The organism is Streptomyces sp. NPDC044704, assembly GCF_056433525.1.
Window position 1 is genome coordinate 196,534 of sequence record NZ_JBWKGY010000011.1, and the last position, 17,957, is coordinate 214,490.

15 protein-coding genes are annotated in these 17,957 nt (G+C 72.9%); 3 read left to right on the plus strand and 12 right to left on the minus strand.

What is annotated here, in order from left to right:
- Positions 1 to 116 precede the first annotated feature (116 nt).
- On the minus strand, positions 117 to 821 hold the full coding sequence (locus tag AC07B0_RS25835) for an SIMPL domain-containing protein (protein WP_469380163.1): 705 nt from the start codon (positions 819 to 821) through the stop codon (positions 117 to 119).
- A gap of 130 nt (positions 822 to 951) precedes the next feature.
- Here AC07B0_RS25835 and AC07B0_RS25840 point away from each other — a divergent pair, with 130 nt between their 5' ends.
- Positions 952 to 2,763, plus strand: a complete 1,812-nt coding sequence (locus AC07B0_RS25840) for a bifunctional metallophosphatase/5'-nucleotidase (protein WP_469380161.1) — start codon at positions 952 to 954, stop codon at positions 2,761 to 2,763.
- A gap of 46 nt (positions 2,764 to 2,809) precedes the next feature.
- Here the strand turns inward: AC07B0_RS25840 and AC07B0_RS25845 are convergent, their stop codons facing one another.
- From AC07B0_RS25845 to AC07B0_RS25875, 7 genes are all read right to left on the minus strand, one after another.
- Positions 2,810 to 4,219, minus strand: a complete 1,410-nt coding sequence (locus AC07B0_RS25845; RefSeq protein WP_478899014.1) for a lysine N(6)-hydroxylase/L-ornithine N(5)-oxygenase family protein — start codon at positions 4,217 to 4,219, stop codon at positions 2,810 to 2,812.
- Positions 4,216 to 5,613: a pyridoxal phosphate-dependent decarboxylase family protein gene (locus AC07B0_RS25850; protein ID WP_469380157.1), complete on the minus strand. Its 1,398-nt coding sequence runs from the start codon at positions 5,611 to 5,613 to the stop codon at positions 4,216 to 4,218. Before AC07B0_RS25850 ends, AC07B0_RS25845 begins: the two co-directional genes overlap by 4 nt.
- A 309-nt stretch (positions 5,614 to 5,922) precedes the next feature.
- Entirely contained in the window at positions 5,923 to 8,427 is a 2,505-nt protein-coding gene (pepN, locus tag AC07B0_RS25855) for an aminopeptidase N (RefSeq protein ID WP_478899015.1), read from the minus strand.
- A 100-nt stretch (positions 8,428 to 8,527) separates the two neighbouring features.
- Positions 8,528 to 8,839, minus strand: a complete 312-nt coding sequence (locus tag AC07B0_RS25860) for a chorismate mutase (RefSeq protein ID WP_356880030.1) — start codon at positions 8,837 to 8,839, stop codon at positions 8,528 to 8,530.
- A 78-nt stretch (positions 8,840 to 8,917) separates the two neighbouring features.
- A complete protein-coding gene (locus tag AC07B0_RS25865) occupies positions 8,918 to 10,087 on the minus strand; it encodes a sensor histidine kinase (RefSeq protein ID WP_478899016.1) in 1,170 nt (389 codons plus the stop codon).
- 610 nt (positions 10,088 to 10,697) lie between these two features.
- A complete protein-coding gene (locus tag AC07B0_RS25870; RefSeq protein WP_356880034.1) occupies positions 10,698 to 11,354 on the minus strand; it encodes a response regulator transcription factor in 657 nt (218 codons plus the stop codon).
- Between the two features lie 328 nt (positions 11,355 to 11,682).
- Positions 11,683 to 12,456 carry a S1 family peptidase gene (locus AC07B0_RS25875; protein WP_467291239.1) on the minus strand — a complete coding sequence of 258 codons (774 nt, stop codon included), beginning with the start codon at positions 12,454 to 12,456 and terminating at the stop codon, positions 11,683 to 11,685.
- A gap of 131 nt (positions 12,457 to 12,587) precedes the next feature.
- Here AC07B0_RS25875 and AC07B0_RS25880 point away from each other — a divergent pair, with 131 nt between their 5' ends.
- Both AC07B0_RS25880 and AC07B0_RS25885 read left to right on the plus strand, forming a co-directional pair.
- On the plus strand, positions 12,588 to 13,478 hold the full coding sequence (locus tag AC07B0_RS25880; protein ID WP_478899017.1) for a hypothetical protein: 891 nt from the start codon (positions 12,588 to 12,590) through the stop codon (positions 13,476 to 13,478).
- A gap of 137 nt (positions 13,479 to 13,615) precedes the next feature.
- On the plus strand, positions 13,616 to 14,317 hold the full coding sequence (locus AC07B0_RS25885; protein WP_356880040.1) for an HAD family acid phosphatase: 702 nt from the start codon (positions 13,616 to 13,618) through the stop codon (positions 14,315 to 14,317).
- Between the two features lie 30 nt (positions 14,318 to 14,347).
- Here AC07B0_RS25885 and AC07B0_RS25890 read toward each other — a convergent pair whose 3' ends face one another.
- From AC07B0_RS25890 to AC07B0_RS25905, 4 genes are all read right to left on the minus strand, one after another.
- The gene (locus AC07B0_RS25890) at positions 14,348 to 14,698 is read right to left on the minus strand and encodes a hypothetical protein (protein ID WP_478899018.1); all 351 of its coding nucleotides are present in this window, start codon (positions 14,696 to 14,698) and stop codon (positions 14,348 to 14,350) included.
- 89 nt (positions 14,699 to 14,787) lie between these two features.
- A complete protein-coding gene (locus AC07B0_RS25895) occupies positions 14,788 to 16,542 on the minus strand; it encodes an FAD-dependent oxidoreductase (protein WP_478899019.1) in 1,755 nt (584 codons plus the stop codon).
- On the minus strand, positions 16,539 to 17,069 hold the full coding sequence (locus AC07B0_RS25900; RefSeq protein ID WP_478899020.1) for a flavin reductase family protein: 531 nt from the start codon (positions 17,067 to 17,069) through the stop codon (positions 16,539 to 16,541). Before AC07B0_RS25900 ends, AC07B0_RS25895 begins: the two co-directional genes overlap by 4 nt.
- On the minus strand, positions 17,057 to 17,950 hold the full coding sequence (locus AC07B0_RS25905; protein ID WP_478899021.1) for a VOC family protein: 894 nt from the start codon (positions 17,948 to 17,950) through the stop codon (positions 17,057 to 17,059). The genes AC07B0_RS25900 and AC07B0_RS25905 overlap by 13 nt, the downstream gene beginning before the upstream one ends.
- Positions 17,951 to 17,957: the final 7 nt, after the last annotated feature.

The following is a 17,957-nucleotide window of genomic DNA, read 5'->3' on the forward strand; positions in this document are numbered from 1 at the left end:
CCCAACAACCTTTGGGCGAAAGCTTGTTGACATTTGTTGAATGTGCGTGGGGGTGCTCATCGGAGCACCCCCACGGTGCGTTTTGGGTGGGTTTCGCAGGGGTGCCGGGGTGGGTGTCAGAGCTGGGGCGGGGTCATGGTGAAGCGGGCGTTCACCTGTGCGTGGACGGTCTGGCGCTGGGGTTCGAGGTCGAGGGGCGGGGCGGTGTCGTCTTCGGTGGCGGTGGCGAAGGCCATGGTGCGCATGCCGCTGCCGCCGGGGCGGGCGAAGGGGGTTTCGTTCTCGGCGCCGAGGTCGGCGAGTTCGACGAGGGCGGCGAGGTCGGTGCCGAGGGCGTGGGCGTATTCGCGGGCGCGTTGGACGGCTTCGAGTACGGCTTGGCGGCGGGCTTCGCCGTGGGCGGGTGAGGTGGGGCGCAGGGCCCACCAGGGGCCGTCGACGCGGGTGAGTTCGAGGTCGGCGAGGCGGGTGGTGAGTTCGCCGAGGGTGGTGAAGTCGTTGAGTTCGGCGGTGATGTTGACGCGGCCGTGGTAGGCGCGGACGCGTTCGCCGCGGCCGTGGCGGGTGAGTTCGGGGGTGATGGAGAAGGCGCCGGTTTCGAGTTTTTCGACGGGTTCGCCGTAGCTCTTGACGAGTTCGAGGACGGTGTTGTTGCGTCGGGTGAGGTCTTCGAGTGCGGTGCGGCGGTCGGTGCCGCGGGCGTTGACGGTGATGGTGATGCGGGCGATTTCGGGTTCGACTTCGAGGGTGGCTTCGCCGCGGACGGCTACGCGGGGTACTTCGGGGGTTCCGTAGGGCTGGTGTGCGGTGTCCTGGGTCATGGTTTCACTGTCGCACCGTGGTTGGTGGGGGTGTGTGGTCATCGGATCGAAACCTGGTGGGGGTGTTGCGTCTTGTTACCCGTGGGTCAGAATCTACGCGCGTTGTTCAGGGCCTCACGAGGGAGATGGCATGACGTTCGACCGTAGGAAGTTCATGGGGGCTTCGGCCGCGACGGGTGCGGCCGTGGCGTTGGCGGGTGCCGCGGGCACGCCGGCCGCCGCCGCGCAGCAGGAGCAGGAGGGGGCGCGGGGGCGGGAGCCGCGGACGTACGCGTTCACGGTGATGGGGACGACGGATCTGCACGGGAACGTCTTCAACTGGGACTACTTCACGGACAAGGAGTTCGACGACAAGGCGCACAACGACGTGGGTCTGGCGAAGATCTCGACGTTGGTGGAGCGGGTGCGGGCGGAGAAGGGGCGGCGGAACACGCTGCTGATCGACGCGGGTGACACGATCCAGGGGACGCAGTTGTCGTACTACTACGCGAAGGTGGATCCGATCACGGCGCGGCGTGGTCCGGTGCATCCGATGGCGCGGGCGATGAACGCGATCGGTTATGACGCGGCGGCGCTGGGGAACCACGAGTTCAATTACGGGATTCCGGTGTTGCGGAAGTTCGAGGAGCAGTGTGATTTTCCGCTGCTGGGGGCGAACGCGCTGGATGCGAAGACGTTGCGGCCGGCGTTCGCGCCGTACAGCATGCACCGGTTGCGGACGCCGTGCGGGCGGGACGTGAAGGTGGCGGTGCTGGGGTTGACGAATCCGGGGATCGCGATCTGGGACAAGGCGAACGTGCAGGGGAAGATGACGTTCCCGGGTCTGGAGGAGCAGGCGGCGAAGTACGTGCCGCGGCTGCGGTCGATGGGTGCGGACGTGGTGATCGTGTCGGCGCATTCGGGGTCGAGCGGTACGTCTTCGTACGGTGATCAGTTGCCGTACGTGGAGAACGCGGCGGCTCTGGTGGCGGAGCAGGTGGCGGGGATCGACGCGATCCTGGTGGGTCACGCGCACACGGAGATCCCGGAGTACCGGGTGCGGAACGGGGCGACGGGCAAGGACGTGGTGCTGTCGGAGCCGTTGAAGTGGGGGCAGCGGTTGACGTTGTTCGACTTCGAGCTGGTGTGGGAGCGGGGTCGCTGGTCGGTGTCGAAGGTGGCGGCTCAGGTGCTGAATTCGAACACGGTGGCGGAGGACCGGAAGATCACGCGGCTGTTGTCGGACGAGCACCGGAAGGTGGTGGCGTACGTCAACCAGGTGATCGGTACGTCGACGCAGGCGATGTCGTCGGCGGAGGGTCCGGTGAAGGACGTGCCGGTCATCGATCTGATCAACCACGTGCAGGCGGAGACGGTGAAGGGGGCGCTGGCCGGTACGGAGTGGGCGGCGCTGCCGGTGTTGTCGCAGGCGTCGTGTTTCTCGCGGACGGCGGCGATACCGGCGGGTCAGGTGACGATCCGGGACGCGGCGGGGCTGTATCCGTTCGAGAACACGCTGGAGGCGCGGCTGTTGACGGGTGCGCAGGTGAAGGACTACCTGGAGTATTCGGCGCGGTACTACGTGCGGACGGCGCCGGGTGCGCCGGTGGATCCGGCGGCGTTGACGAACGCGGAGGGGATTCCGGACTACAACTACGACGCGGTGTACGGGGTGACGTACGACGTGGACGTGGCGCAGCCGGTGGGGTCGCGGATCGTGGGGTTGTCGTTCGAGGGTCGGGCGGTGGATCCGGGGGCGCGGTTCGTGTTGGCGGTGAACAACTACCGGGCCTCGGGTGGGGGGAATTTCCCGCATGTTCCGCAGGCCAGGCAGTTGTGGGCGGATTCGGACGAGATCCGCAACACGATCGTGCAGTGGGTGAAGGCGAAGGGGACGGTGGATCCCGCGGGGTTCGCTTCGGTGGGGTGGCGGCTGACGCGGGCGGGTGTGCCGGTGTTCTAGGTGTGCTGCCCGGCGGTCGCCGTGGGGGGGCCGCCGTTCGGGCCGGCTAGGGGTGTTCGACCAGCGGGAGCAGTTCGCCTGTGGGGTGGGGGCGGGTGTGCTCCCGCTGTTCGAGGCCGAAGGTGGTGAAGGCGGTGCGGTGGGGCTGGGGGTAGGGCTCTTTGTCGGTGAGGGTGTTGAGGATGGCGGCGCTGCGCCAGGCGGCGAGGCCGAGGTCGGGGGCGCCGACGCCGTGGGTGTGGCGTTCGCCGTTCTGGACGTAGAGGCTGCCGGTGACGGAGGGGTCGAGGATCATCCGGTGGCGGTCGTCGATGCGGGGGCGGCCGGAGGAGTCCTTGCGGAGGTAGGGGTCGAGGCCGGCGAGGAGGCTGGTGAGGGGGCGTTCGCGGTAGCCGGTGGCGAGGACGACGGCGTCGGTGGTGAGGCGGGTGCGGGTGCCCTGCTGGGTGTGTTCGAGGTGGAGTTCGATCTTGGTGGTGGCGACGCGGCCGGCGGTGCGGACGGTGACGCCGGGGGTGAGGACGGTGTCGGGCCAGCCGCCGTGGAGGGTGCGGCGGTAGAGCTCTTCGTGGATGGCGGCGATGGTGGCGGCGTCGATGCCCTTGTGGAGTTGCCATTGGGCGGGGACGAGCTGGTCGCGGACGGGTTCGGGGAGGGCGTGGAAGTAGCGGGTGTAGTCGGGGGTGAAGTGTTCGAGGCCGAGCTTGGAGTACTCCATGGGGGCGAAGGCGGGGGTGCGGGCGAGCCAGGTGAGGCCTTCGTGGCCGGTGGGGCGGCTGCGGAGGAGGTCGAGGAAGACTTCGGCTCCGGACTGGCCTGATCCGATGACGGTGACGTGGTCGGCGCCGAGGATGCGCTGCCGGTTGTCGAGGTAGTCGGCGGAGTGGATGACGGGGACGGTGGGGGCGTCGGCGAGGGGGCGCAGGGGTTCGGGGACGTAGGGGGCGGTGCCGATGCCGAGGGCGAGGTTGCGGGTGTAGGTGCGGCCGAGGGCTTCGGCTTCGCCGTCGGGGTCGAGTTGGGTGTAGTCGACTTCGAAGAGGTCGCGTTCGGGGTTCCAGCGGACGGCGTCGACCTGGTGGCCGAAGTGGAGTCCGGGGAGGCGGCCGGCGACCCAGCGGCAGTAGGCGTCGTATTCGGCGCGCTGGATGTGGAACTGCTCGGCGAAGTAGAAGGGGAAGAGGCGCTCCTTGTGCTTGAGGTAGTTGAGGAAGGTCCAGGGGCTGGTGGGGTCGGCGAGGGTGACGAGGTCGGCGAGGAAGGGGACTTGGAGGGTGGCTCCGTCGATGAGGAGTCCGGGGTGCCAGCGGAAGTCGCGGCGTTGGTCGTAGAAGGCGGTGGCGAGGGGGCCGATGCCTTGTTGGGGGAGGCCGTGGGCGAGGGCGGCGAGGGAGAGGTTGAAGGGGCCGATCCCGATTCCGACGAGGTCGTGGGGTGCGTCGAGTTGGGCGGTCATCGGTGGGTTCTGCCTTCCAGGAGGGTGACGAGGGTGTCCAGGTCCCGCGCGGTGGTGTGGGGGTTGAGGAGGGTGGCTTTGAGCCAGAGGCGGCCGTCGGTGGTGGTGCGGCCGAGGACGGCGGTGCCGTCGTGGAGGAGGGTGCGGCGCAGGGTGGCGAGGTGGTCGTCGTCCGTGGGGGTGGGCCGGAAGAGGACGGTGGTGATGGTGGGGGGTGCGTGGAGTTCGAAGCGGGGGTGTGCGTCGAGGAGTTCGGCGAGCCGGTGGGCTGCGGTGCAGGTGAGGTCGATGAGGTGGGCGAGGCCGTCGCGGCCGAGTGAGCGCAGGGTGGCGGCGATTTTGAAGGCGTCGGGGCGGCGGGTGGTGCGCAGGGAGCGGCCGAGGAGGTCGGGGAGGCCGGCTTCGGTGTCGTCGGTGGCGTTGAGGTAGTCGGCCTGGTGGGCGAGGGGGGTGAGGAGGTCCCGGTCGGGGACGAGGAGGAGGCCTGCGGCGACGGGTTGCCAGCCGAGTTTGTGCAGGTCGACGGTGAGGGAGTGGGCGCGGTGGAGTCCGGTGACCTTGTGGCGGTGGCGGGGGCTGAGGGCGAGGGGTCCGCCGTAGGCGGCGTCGATGTGGAGTTCGGCGCCGTGGTGGTGGCAGAGGTCGGCGATGGGGCCGAGGGGGTCGATGAGTCCGGCGTCGGTGGTGCCGGCGGTGGCGGTGACGAGTACGGGGCCGGGGGTGTGGGTGAGGGCTTCGGCGAGGGTGGCGGGGTCGAGCACGCCGGTGGGGGTGGGGAGGGTGGTGGCGGGGGGTAGTCCGAGGAGCCAGGCGGCGCGGGGGATGGAGTGGTGGGCGTTGGCGCCGTGGAGGACGGTGAGGTGGGGGCCGTGGCGTTCGCGGGCGAGGAGGAGGGCGAGTTGGTTGGCTTCGGTGCCGCCGGTGGTGAGGAGGGCGTCGGGGTGGGGGGTGTCGTAGAACGCGGTGGCGAGGGTGTGGGTGAGGCGGGCTTCGATGGCGGAGGCGGCGGGGGCCTGGTCCCAGGAGTCGAGGGAGGGGTTGAGGGCGCTGGCGGCGAGGTCGGCGGCGGCCGCGACGGCGAGGGGTGGGCAGTGCAGGTGGGCGGCGCACAGGGGGTGGGCGGGGTCGGCGGCGCCGGCGGCGAGGGTGTGGACGAGGGTGCGGAGTGCTTCGTGGTCGCCGGTGCCGTGGGTGGGGAACATGTCGCCGAGTGCGGTGTGGACGCGGGCGGTGACGGTTGCGGGGCCGCCGGCGGGGAGGGGGCCGTCGCGTTCGGCGGTTCCGGTGCGGAGGGCGTCGAGGACGGTGTCGATGAGGGGCCGCAGGGCTTCGGCTCCGCCGTGGCCGCCGGCGAGTGGGGGCGGCGGGGGCGGGGTGCGGGGCGGCTCGGTCATCCGGGGTCCTTCGCGGAGGCTGGGCGGGGACAGCCTGGTCCCCGCCCAGCTCAACGATGAGACCCGAATGGGGTAACCGCCGGGGTTTGTCCGCCTCTCCGGTGTCGGCCAGGCGTTCGAGGGGGGCCGTCGGGGCCGGGCGGGCGGGGCGGGGCCCGCGCGGGCCGACCGGGCCGCACAGGCCGCACAGGCCGGACCGCGCCGGACCGCGCCGGGCCGCACCGGGCCGTCGGGCCGGGCCGGACCGGGCCGGAAGGACCGGGCCGCACCGCCGGGCCGGGCGGCCGGGCGGGCGGGCGGGCTGGGGGGTTAGGGGGTGGGGGTGCGGATTTGGAGGGCTCGGGCGAGGTCGTCGAGTTGGTCGACGAGCTTGCGGCGGAGGAGGGGGATGAGGTCGGGGTCGTCGAGGGCGGCGCGGCCGGTGCGGAGGTTGGCTTCGTCGATGGCGTGGGCGGGGAAGGCCCAGCGGCCGGCGGCTTCGGCGATGGCGGGGCCGCGGCGGGCTCCGAGGGCGACGGCTTCGGGGTAGTAGCGGGGTACGTAGTCCTGGACGAGGTGGGCCTGTTCGGGCTGCCAGAAGCCCTGGGCGGTGGCGGTGAAGAGGTAGTTGGAGAGGGTGTCGTCGTGGAAGAGGCGCTGCCAGGCGGCGGCTTTGGCCTCGGCGGTGGGCAGGGCGGCGCGGCAGCGGGCGGCGCCCTGCTGTCCGGTGGCGCTGGGGTCGGCTTCGAGGGCGGCGTCGATGGTGTCCTCGTCGAGGGCGCCGAGTACGGCGAGGCGGGCGAGGATGCGCCAGCGCAGTTCGGGGTCGAGTTCGGGGCCGCCGGTGACGGTGCCGTCGGCGAGCCAGGCCGCGAGGGTGTCGGGGTGGGTGGCGCTGTCGATGAGGACGCGGACGGCGGCGAGGCGCAGGCCGGGGTCGGTGCCGTCCTCGGTGCGGCGCAGGAGGTCGCGGGTGAGGGAGGTGATGAGGGTGAGGGCGGCGGCGCGTTCGGTGGGGGCGAGGTAGCGGTCGGCGATGTGGTGGCGGGCGAAGCCGAGGACGCCCTGGACGACGGCGAGGTCGGTTTCCTCGGGGAGGTGGGCGTCGGCGGTGGTGAGGTAGGCGCCGGGTTCGAGTTCGCCGTCGCGGACCATGTCGCGCAGGGAGCCCCAGACGACGGCGCGGGTGAGGGGGTCGGGGATGCGGGAGAGGGAGCGCAGGGCGGTTTCGAGGGAGAGTTCGTCGAGGCGGATCTTGGCGTAGCCGAGGTCTCCGTCGTTGAGGACGAGGAGGTCGGGGCGGCGGCCGCTGCCGGAGAGGATCTCGTCGGTGGGGACGTCGATGCCGAGGAGTTCGCCCCGTTCGAGGAGGCCGTCGGGGGCGAGGGCGTAGGTGCCGGCGGCGATGTGGTGGGGGCGGCTGCCGGTGCGGTCGACGGTGAGGGTCCAGCCTCCGGGGCTTTCCTCGATGCGGGGGGTGAGGGTGTCGACGCCGGTGGTGCGCAGCCATGCCCGGGCCCAGGTGTGGACGTCGCGGTCGGTGTGGGCGGCGAGGGAGTCGACGAAGTCGGCGAGGGAGGCGTTGGCGAACTTGTGGCGGGCGAAGTGGGTGTTGATGCCGGCGAGGAAGTCCTTCTCGCCGAGCCAGGCGACGAGCTGGCGCAGGGCGGAGGCGCCCTTGGCGTAGGAGATGCCGTCGAAGTTGAGGAGGGCGGAGGCGGTGTCGGGGACGTCGTCGGGGGCGGGGGCCACGGGGTGGGTGGAGGGGCGCTGGTCGGCGTCGTAGCCCCAGGGCTTGCGTTCCATGCCGAATTCGGTCCAGGTGCCGGTGAAGCGGGTGGCTTCGGTGAGGGTCTGGTAGCCCATGTATTCGGCGAAGGATTCGTTGAGCCAGATGTCGTCGAACCAGGTGAGGGTGACGAGGTCGCCGAACCACATGTGGGCCATTTCGTGGGCGATGACCATGGCGCGGCGCTGGCGTTCGGTGTCGGTGACGGCGGAGCGGAAGACGAACTCGTCGCGGAAGGTGACGAGGCCGGGGTTCTCCATGGCGCCGGCGTTGAATTCGGGGACGAAGGCCTGGTCGTAGGAGTCGAAGGGGTAGGGCTCGGCGAACTTCTCGTGGTAGCGGTCGTAGCAGTCGGTGGTGACGGAGAGGATTTCGGCGGCGTCGGCGTCGAGGTGGGGGGCGAGGGACTTGCGGCAGTGGATGCCGAAGGGGAGTCCGGCGTGTTCGGTGGTGATGCTGTGCCAGGGGCCGGCGGCGACGGCGGCGAGGTAGGTGGAGATGACGGGGGTGGGGGCGGACGTCCAGGTGGCGGTGTCGTCTTCGCGGTGGCCGGTGCGGGTGGTGATGCCGTTGGCGAGGACGGTCCAGTGGGCGGGGGCGGTGACGGTGAACTCGAAGACGGCCTTGAGGTCGGGCTGGTCGAAGGCCGGGAAGACGCGCTGGACGTCGTCGAGGAACATCTGGGAGTAGACGTACGTCTCCCCGTCCGCGGGGTCGGTGAAGCGGTGGAGGCCTTCGCCGGTGCGGGAGTAGCGCATGCGGGTGTCGGCGCGCAGCTCGTGGGGGCCGGTGGTGAGGCCGGTGAGGGGGAGGCGGTTGCCGGTGAGGCTGGCGGGGTCGAGGGGGCGGCCGTCGAGCGTGGCGGAGCGCAGTTCGTCCGGTTTCAGTTCCACGAAGGTGTCTCCGGCGGCGCGTGCGCTGAAGCGGATGACGGTGGTGGAGTCGAAGGTGTCGTCGCCTGTGGTGAGGTCGAGGGTGACGGCGTAGTGGTGGACGTCGAGGAGCTCGGCTCGGAGCTGCGCTTCGTTGCGCGTCAGTGCGGACATGGGGTCATGCTGCCTGACGGGCGGGCCGTGCCCCAGGGGGTGTCGGCGGGGTGGCGCCGGTGTTCCCGCGGGGGGTGGCCGGCGCCGGTCCGGGGGGTGGTTATTCTTCGCCGGCCGCGATGGTCTCGTGGTGGCGGATGACCTCGGCGATGATGAAGTTGAGGAGCTTCTCGGCGAAGGCCGGGTCGAGCTTGGCGTTCTCGGCGAGCTGGCGGAGCCGGGCGATCTGGCTGGCTTCGCGGCCGGGGTCGGCGGGGGGCAGCTGGTGGCGGGCCTTGAGGTGGCCGACCTGCTGGGTGCACTTGAAGCGCTCGGCGAGCATGTGGACCACGGCCGCGTCGATGTTGTCGATGCTGTCGCGCAGGCGGGACAGTTCCGCGGCGACGGACTCGTCGATATCGCTGTTGTTCATGGTTCCCGAGAATACGTGGCGTGCGGGAGGGATTTTCGGGGGTGGCCGGTCCGTGAGACGGGGGCGGGCGGGGCGGGGTCACAGGGGCAGGGTGGCGGTGACGAGCCAGCCTCCTTCGGGGGCGGGTCCGGCGGTGAGGGTGCCGCCGAGGGCTTCGGCGCGTTCGGCCATTCCGGCGAGGCCGTAGCCGCCGCCGCGGGCCTTTTCGGAGAGGCGGGCGGGGTGGCCGCCGTCGTCGGCGATGCGGATTTCGAGGCCTTCGGGGACGGTGCGCAGGCTGATGCGCACGGCGGTGGCGGTGGAGGCGTGTTTGCCGATGTTGGTGAGGGCTTCGAGGACGATGCGGTGGGCGGTGGCGGCGACGTCGCCGGGGAGGCGGGTGTCGAGGCCTTCTTCGATGTGGAGGGCGACGGGCGGGCCGGTGACGGTGAAGCGTTCGGTGAGCTCGCGGAGGTCGGCGAGGCCGGCGACGGGGGTGGTGGCGGGGGCGGGTGTGCGGTCGTCGTCGTCGTTGTCGTTGTCGCGGAGGATCTTGACGAGGCGGCGCATGGAGCCGAGGGCTTCGTCGCCGGCGGTTTCGATGCGACCGAAGATTTCGGCGGCGCGTTCGGCGGAGACCTGGGTGAAGCGGGCGGCGCGGGCCTCGACGACGATGCCGGTGACGTGGTGGGCGACGAGGTCGTGGAGCTCGCGGGCGAGTTCGAGGCGTTCGGCGGTGCGGACGGCGCGGAGTTCGCGGACGCGTTGGACGGACTGGAGGCGCAGGAGGAGGGAGTAGGCGGCGACGACGACGGCAAGGACGGAGAAGAGCAGGGTGAAGCGGCCGGGGTCGGTGTCGCGGACGGGTGCGGCCATGCAGCCGAGGCCGAGGAGGGGGCCGAGGGTGGCGGCGGTGCGGGCGGGGGCGCGCAGGAGGACCTGGGAGAGGAGGACGAGCAGGGCGATGGCTTCGCCGCCGCCCCAGACGACGAGGGGGTGGTTGCCGAAGACGAGGAGGAGGAGGGTGACGGTCCAGGTGGTGGCGGCCGCGAACCAGGCGCGGGTCAGGAGGGGGATGCGGGGCCAGGGTGCCGCGCTGAGGCAGACGAGGATGCCGGAGACCCAGACGGCGGCGTGGGGGAGGCTGGGCTGGCGGGCGAGGACGACGCCCTCGAAGGTGACGAGGGCGAGGAGCAGCATGGAGAGGAAGAGCCGGATCCAGTCGGCGGCGTGCGGGTGACGCCGCGCCCAGCTCGCGAGCGGACTCACCGTGGGCCTCCGGCGGGCGGAGCGTGACGGACGCCGTCCGCGGCCGCCGCGGACCACGTACGGATCCCCGGCGGGCGCGGCACGGGCCGTACGCCGCCTCCCGGCGGCGGCGCGGGCGGCGCGGCGGCGCCGCGCGGCGCGGGACGTACCGGAGCTCCCGGGGGCGGGGGTGGTGCGGGCTGGGCTGCGGGCTCAGGCGGCGCGGGAAGCGCGGGGACTCCCAGCCGAGGCGGCACGACGGCTTCGGGGCGCGGCGGGGCGGGCCGGGCGGCGGATGCGGGTGGCGCGGGGGCTTCCGACGGCAGGGGCGGCGCGGGGCGCACCGCGGCCCCGGGCGGCGCGGGACGTACGGCGCCTCCCTGCGGCGGGAACAGCGAGGACGGTCCCGGCGGCGGTGCGGGCCGGGCGGCGGGGGCGGGCTGCGGGGAGGGCGTGGGGGCTTTCGGCCGGGGTGGCGCGAGGGCCTCCGACGGCAGGGGCGGCGGTGCGGGCTGGGTGGTGGGGGTGGGTTGGGGGGAGGGTGTGGGGGGTTTCGGTGGGGGTGCGGGGCGTGCCGGGGCCGGGGGTGGTGTGGGGGGTCGGCGCGGGGGCGGGCCGGGGTGGGGGTGGGTCACGCCGTGGTGGCGGCCAGGCCGCTTTCCCAGGCCCAGGCGGCGATCTCGACGCGGTTGCGGGCGTCGAGTTTGGCCTGGACGTTGGCCAGGTGGGTTTTGACGGTGGACAGCGATACGTACAGTTCGGCGGCGATCTCGGCGTTGGTCATCCCGCGGGCGAGGCAGCGTACGACGTCCCGTTCGCGTTCCGTGAGGGGCTCGGCGGGGCGGCGGGCGGCCTGGGCGGCGGGGATGCGGGGGGCCATTTCGCGCAGCAGTCGTACGGTGATGGCGGGTGAGACGAGGGAGTCGCCGACGGCCGCCGCCCGTACCGCTTCAACCAGCATGGCCGGGCTCGCGTCCTTCAGGAGGAAGCCGGAGGCTCCGCCGTGGAGCGCCGCGTGGACGTACTCGTCGAGGTCGAAGGTGGTGACGATGACGATGCGCGGTTTGTCCTGGCCGGCGAGGCGGCGGGTGACTTCGAGTCCGTCGAGGCGGGGCATGCGGATGTCGAGGAGGAGGACGTCGGGCTGGTGCGCGGCGACGGCGGCCAGTGCGGCTTCGCCGTCGACGACGTCGGCGACGACCTCGATGTCGGGCATGCTTTCGAGGATCATGCGGAAGCCGGTTCTGACCATTTCCTGGTCGTCCGCGATGACCACTCTGATCGCCATGCGCTGCCTGCCCCACTGTCGCCCGCTGCCGCCGATGGACTCTTCCCATCGGACCGGTGCGGGCGCCGGTCCGCAACCGCACAGCGGACCGCCGGGAGGGTGCCGCGGGGCCGGGACAGCGGTGTTCCAGCCTCGCGGTACGTCTCTCGACGGTAGGTGCGTTCGGGGCGGGGCGCTTCGTCCTTCCGGCCGGTTCGTGGCCGGCCGGAAGGACGACGGGGTGCCGTGCGGGGTGCCTCGGGCGGTGCCGGTGCCACGAGCCGTGCCGCTGGCCGTGCCACTAGCCGTGCCGCCAGCCGTGCCGCGGGGCGTACCGCGGGCCGTGCCGCTAGAGGGTCGCCGCGGCGTTCTTGATCTGGCTGGCGAAGGTGGAGACCTCCGTGTACACGCCGGGGTAGTCGGGGCGGGCGCAGCCCTGGCCCCAGCTGACGATGCCGACCTGGATCCAGGCGTTGGCGTTGTCGCGGCGGAACATGGGGCCGCCGGAGTCACCCTGACAGGTGTCGACGCCGCCCTGGGCGAAGCCGGCGCAGATCTCCTCGCCGGGGACGATGTCGCCGCCGTAGGAGCTCTGGCAGGAGGCGTCGGAGACGAAGGGGACGGTGGCCTTCATCAGGTAGCGCTGCTGGCCGCCGCCCTCGCGGGTGGCGCCCCAGCCGGCGACGGTGAAGGTGCCGTTGTCGTAGGCCTTGGTCTCGGCGATCTTCAGGGTGGGCAGGTTGATGGGCTTGGCGAGCTTGATCAGGGCCCAGTCCTTGCCCGTGCCGTTGTAGCCGGGGGCCTGGAGGACCTTGGTGGACTTGACCTTGATGGCGCTGGAGCTGTTGAGGTCGACGACGCCGGCGGTGGCGGTGATGGAGGTGTTGTTGCCGGAGCCGTTCACGCAGTGGGCGGCGGTGAGGACGATCTGCTGGGTGTAGAGGGCTCCGCCGCAGCCCATGGAGAGGCGGACCATGAAGGGGAACTCGCCCTGCGCGGCGCGGGTTCCGCCGACGACGGGGGCCTGGGCGGCGCCGGCGCTGGCGGGCTGGAGGCTGGCGGCCGCGAGGGCGACGGCGCCGACGGCGAGGGTGCGCTTGAGGAATCTGGCAAGGGTGGCCATGGTCGACACGCTGCCTTTCGTGGGGGGTTGGGCCGTGCGCGTCATCGGGTGAATGACGGGTCCATGACACATCCGAACGCCGGATCCCATCAAGAACGCGTTTTCGGACAACTTCCGGCCGGGGAGGCGGCGTGACGCAGAACGGCAGGCACAACAGCCCCGTCGAGCACGGATTTCCGCACCTGGAGACCGTCCGCGCCTCGCTCACGGCCCTGTTCCGCCGCCTGTCCCCCGCGGGCGTCCGGGCCTACGCCACGAGCGTCACCCCGGCCGACGCGGCGTTCGGCGACGCCGATGACCTGCACCTCGGCGCCCACCGGGTGGCCTCCGCGATGGTGCGCGCCCTCCGGCTGCCGGACGCGCGCGTGGTGGTCGCGTTCCGGCCGATGCGGGACGCGGCGTCGGTGGAGCTGACGGCGGGTCCGGAGTACTTCGTCGAGGTGAACGACCGCTTCCGCGGGCACCGGCGGGATCTGGCCGCCGCGCTGGCCCACGAGGTCACCCACGTCCTGCTGCACCGCCTGGACCTGCGCATGCCCACCACCGCGGAGGACGAGATCCTCACCGACACGGCCGCCGCCTACCTCGGGGCCGGCTGGCTGCTCCTCGACGCCTACCGGGAGGACGCGCTGAGCCACCAGAAGCTCGGCTACCTCACCCCCGAGGAGTTCGGCTACGTCCTGGCCAAGCGGGCCCTCCACTTCGGGGAGGACCCCTCCCCCTGGTTCAGCAGCCCGCAGGCTTACGAGGCGTACGCGCGCGGCCGCGCCCTGGCCGTGCGGGACCTCGGCCGGGCGCCCCTGGCGGCCGCGGGCCCGCTGGAGCGGCTGCGCTACGCGCGGGCCCGCCGCGAGGGGAGCGGCCCGCCGCGCGGGGCGGCGTACCACTTCGAACGGTGCGCGGGAGAGCGGCGGGTGAGCTTCCCCTGCCCGGTGTGCGCGCAGCGGCTGCGGGTCGCGGTGCGGGGGCCGTCGAGGGTGCGGTGCGGGGTCTGCCGCACGGTGCTGGATTGCGACACGTAGGCCGTCCTCCCGTCCCCGCGCGAGGGGGATTCACCGGGCGGCTACGAAAAGTTTCCTACCGACCGGTAGACAAGGGGTCCGCGCTCATCGAGCCTGGTCGCGTACATGCCAATCCTGTGACCGAGGAGCGCCCCCACATGCGCAGCACCCGCCGCACCTTCCCCACCCGTACGGTCCTTTCCCGCCACGGCGCCGCCGCCGGCGCGGCCGTCGCGGGCGTCGTCCTGGCCCTCCTGCCCGCCGCCTCCGCCGGGGCGGCCCCGGCCCCCGCGCCGCGGCCCGCCACCGCGCCGGCCGCCGTCACCGCCTCCGCGCCCGGGGGCAACGCGGCGATCCTCGGCATCGACTACGCCACCTGGCAGCGCGACGTCGCCGCCGTCATCGACGCGGCCCGTCCCGCGATCGAGCAGCGCATCGCCGCCTCCCCGGCCGGGGAGAAGCCGGCGATCGTCCTCGACATCGACAACTCCTCGCTGGAGACGGACTTCCACTGGTTCTGGACCTTCCCGACGCCGGCGATCGGCAAGGTCCGCGAGCTGACCCGGTACGCGCACGACCGGGGCGTCGCTATCTTCTTCGTCACCGCCCGCCCGGGGATCATCTACTCCCTGACCGAGCACAACCTCAAGGCGGTCGGCTACCCCGTCTCGGGCCTCTACGTCCGTGACCTGCCCGACCTGTTCGGCGAGGTGAGCGCCTACAAGACCGGCAAGCGCGCCGAGATCGAGGCCCGCGGCTACACGATCATCGCGAACATCGGGAACAAGCAGAGCGACCTGGTCGGCGGCCACGCCGAACGCACCGTCAAGCTCCCGGACTACGACGGCAAGCTGTCCTGACCGACGGCGCGCGCGGGGTGCCGGCGGCCGTCAGGCGCCGCCGCCCCCGCCGCAGCCGCCTCCCCCACCGCCGCAACCCCCGCCGCCGCCACAGGAACCGCCCCCGTCACCGCCGAGCCCGCCGAGTCCGACGCCTTCACCGCCGCCGCCCCGGCTTCCGCCCGGGCCGCCCGGGCCGCCCGAGCCGCCCGAGCCGACGATCAGCACCATGCCCAGGGCGAACGACACGACCACGGGCACGAGGGCGATCGCCGCGGTCCACGCCCCCAGCCCGTCCTGCACGTCCTGGAGTCCGGGATCCACGGCGACCCACACCAGGGCGCCCCAGGTACCGGCGCACAGCACTCCACTGACCAGGGCCCAGACCGCGTCCCGGTTCACTCCCCCGCCGCCTTCGTCTTCACACCGCCGTTGTCCCCGCGCCCCGACCGCGGAACACGGGCGTCCGGCCCACGGGACGGCAAAGGCCGTCAGGTGCCGGAGGGGGCCAGCTCCTCCGCGATCACGTTGACCGCCGCCCAGGCGAAGGCCATCGCGGGGCCGATCGTCGCGCCGGGGCCGGGGTAGGTCTCCCCCATGACCGCCGCCGAGCAGTTGCCGGCCGCGTAGAGGCCCGCGATCGGGGCCGCGTCCTCGCGCAGGACACGGCCGTCCCCGTCCGTGACCAGCCCGCCCTTGGTGCCGATGTCCCCCGGGTGCACGGGGACCGCGTAGAAGGGGCCCTTGTCGAGGGGCGCCAGGTTCGGGTGGGGCAGCGTCGGGTCGCCGTAGTAGCGGTCGTAGACGCTCTCGCCCCGGCCGAAGTCCTCGTCGGCGCCCCGCGCGGCGAAGCCGTTGAAGCGGCGGACCGTGGCGGGCAGGCCCGGCGCCGCCATCAGCCCGGCCAGTTCCTCCACGGTCGCGGCCTTCTTCACGAAGCCGCTCTCCAGCCACCGCGCCGGGAAGGGCTGTCCGGGCAACAGCCCGGCGAACAGGTAGCGGGCCTTCGAGCGGGCGTCGAGGACCAGCCAGGACGGCACCGTGCCCGCCCCGGGCCGGTCGGCGGCGTACATCCGGTCGACGAACGCGTGGTACGGCAGGGCCTCGTTGGCGTACCGCTCCCCGTTCTGGCCGACGATCACCATGCCGGGGATGCCCCGGTCGGCGACCAGGAAGAACGGCCGCTCCCCCGGCGGGCACACCGACGGCGCCCCCCACACCCGGTCCAGCAGGTCGGTGGCCGCGCCGAGTTCCCCGCCGAGCCGCAGGGCGTCACCCGTCTGCCCCTCGGAGGCGTGCGTCCAGGCGGTGGAGGTCGGCGCGGGCAGGTGCTTCTCGCGCAGCTCCGCGTCGTGCGAGAAACCGCCCGAGGCCAGCACCACCCCGCCCGCGGCCCGCACCGTCAGCTCCCGGCCCGCACGCGTGACCCGTACTCCGCTCACCCTGCCGGAGGCGTCCGTGACCAGCCCGGTCAGGGGCGCCGACAGCCACAGCTCCCCGCCGAGCCGGTCCAGCGACAGCCGCATCCGGGCGATCAGCGCCTCCCCCAGGGAGAGCGGCCTGCGGCCGGTGACGAGCGCCTTCACCGCCCGCGCCCCGACCTTCAGGGAGGTCCGCCGGCCGGCCCAGGTGCGGCCCGCCATGTTCAGGAAGCGGAAGTCGTACGAGGTCATCGTCAGCCCGTACGTCGGCAGGCCCGCCCGGCGCATTCCGGCGCCGAGCTCCCCCAGCCGCCGGAAGTCGACGATGCACGGTTCGACGGAGCGGCCCTGGGCCATGCCGCCCTGCGCCTCGGGGAAGTAGTCCGGGTATCCGGGGGTGTACATGAAGCGGACCTCGGTGCGGTCGTGGAACTCCCGCACCATGCGCGGCCCGTGGGCGAGGTAGGCCTCCTTGCGGGCGTCGGGGACCCGGTCGCCGACGGTCGCGTCGAGGTAGGCGCGCGCCTTGTCGTGGGTGTCGGCGAGCCCGGCCCGGTCGAGGTGGAAGTTGCCGGGAACCCAGACGGCGCCTCCGGACAGGGCGGTGGAGCCGCCGTACTTGTCGGTCTTCTCCACGACCAGGACGGTCAGGCCCCGCAGCCGGGCGGTGAGGGCGGCGGCCAGTCCGGCCGCGCCGGAGCCGACCACCACCACGTCGTACGCGTGCGCGAACGCGTCGGTCGTATCGGGGGTGTCGGGGGTGTCGGTCGTGTCGGGGGTGTCGGTCGTGTCGGGGGTGTCGGTCGTGTCGGGGGTGTCGGTCATCCGAATGCTCCGGTGGCGTAGTCGCTGCGGAAGTACAGCAGGGGCGATCCGCCGTCGCGGGCGGCGAGTTCGAGGACCCGGGCCGTGACCAGCCAGTGGTCGCCCGCCTCGTGGACGGTGTCGAGCGCGCACTCCACGGTGGCCAGGGCCCCGGCGACGCGGACGGCTCCGTGCGCGGAACGCTCCCAGCCGATCCCGGCGAACTTCTCCTCCCCCGGGCGCCCGAGGGCCTCGCACACCTCCCGCTGCTCCTCGGCGAGGATGCTCACCCCGAACCGGCCTGCGGCCCGTACCCGGGGCCAGCTCGTGGAGGCCTTGCCGACGCACAGCAGCACCAGCGGCGGGTCCAGGGACAGCGAGGCGAAGGACTGGCAGGCCAGGCCCGCCGGGCGGCCGTCGTCGCCGACGGCGGCGACGACGGTGACCCCCGAGGCGAAGGCCCCGAGCGCCTCGCGGAACGCGGCGGGATCCACCGCGGCCGGGTCCACCGCGGCGCCTTCCGGCGCGGTGGGGGTCAGCCGCTCCACTGGTGGCCCCAGAAGCTGTCGGCGGTGATCTCCTTCGCGGTCCAGGTGGCCGGGTCGACGACGAGGCCGTCCCAGCCGTACTCGACCTGGAAGCCGCCGGGGGCCTGGGCGTAGAAGGACACCATGCGGTCGTTGGAGTGCCGGCCGAGGGTGGAGGCGATGGGGATGCCCGCCGCGTGCATCCGGTCGAGGCAGTAGCCGACGTCGTCGAGGCTCTCCAGTTCGACCATGAAGTGGACGATGCCGGGCGGCAGGGCGCCCGGGTAGAGGCCGAGGCTGTGGTGGCGGCCGTTGGGGCTGAGGAAGTACATCCGGTGGACGTCCTTGCCGGGGGCTCCGGTGGGGACGGCGGCCGGGGGCAGCCTCATCGAGTCGCGCAGCTGGAAGCCGAGCAGGTCCTCGTAGAAGGCGAGGGTGGTCTCGGTGTCGGGGGCGGGCAGGACGACGTGGCCCAGACCCAGGTCGCCGGTGACGAAGCGGTTGCCGTACGGGGCGGCGAGGGGGCCGTGGTCCTGGGCCTGACCCCAGTAGATCTCCAGGGGGTTGCCGCCGGGGTCCTCGCAGTGGATCAGGCCCTGGACGCGCCGGTCGGCGAGGGTGGCGTCGTCACCGTGCTCGACGGCGACGCCGGCGGCCTCCAGTTCCCGCGCGGCCTGTGCCAGGGCCTTGGCGTTGGCGACCTCGAACCCGGCGGCGAGGAGGCGGTCCCGGGTCCCGGCGACGAACTGGAAGCGGTGGACGCGGTCGTCGATCCGGACGAGGAGGCGGCTGTCGGTGCTGCCCCGGCCCTCGGTCATGCCGAGGACGTCGAGGACGTACGTGCGCCAGGCGGCGAGGTCGGCGGTCTCGATGCGGAGGTAGCCGAGTGCGCGGATGTCCATGGGGCTC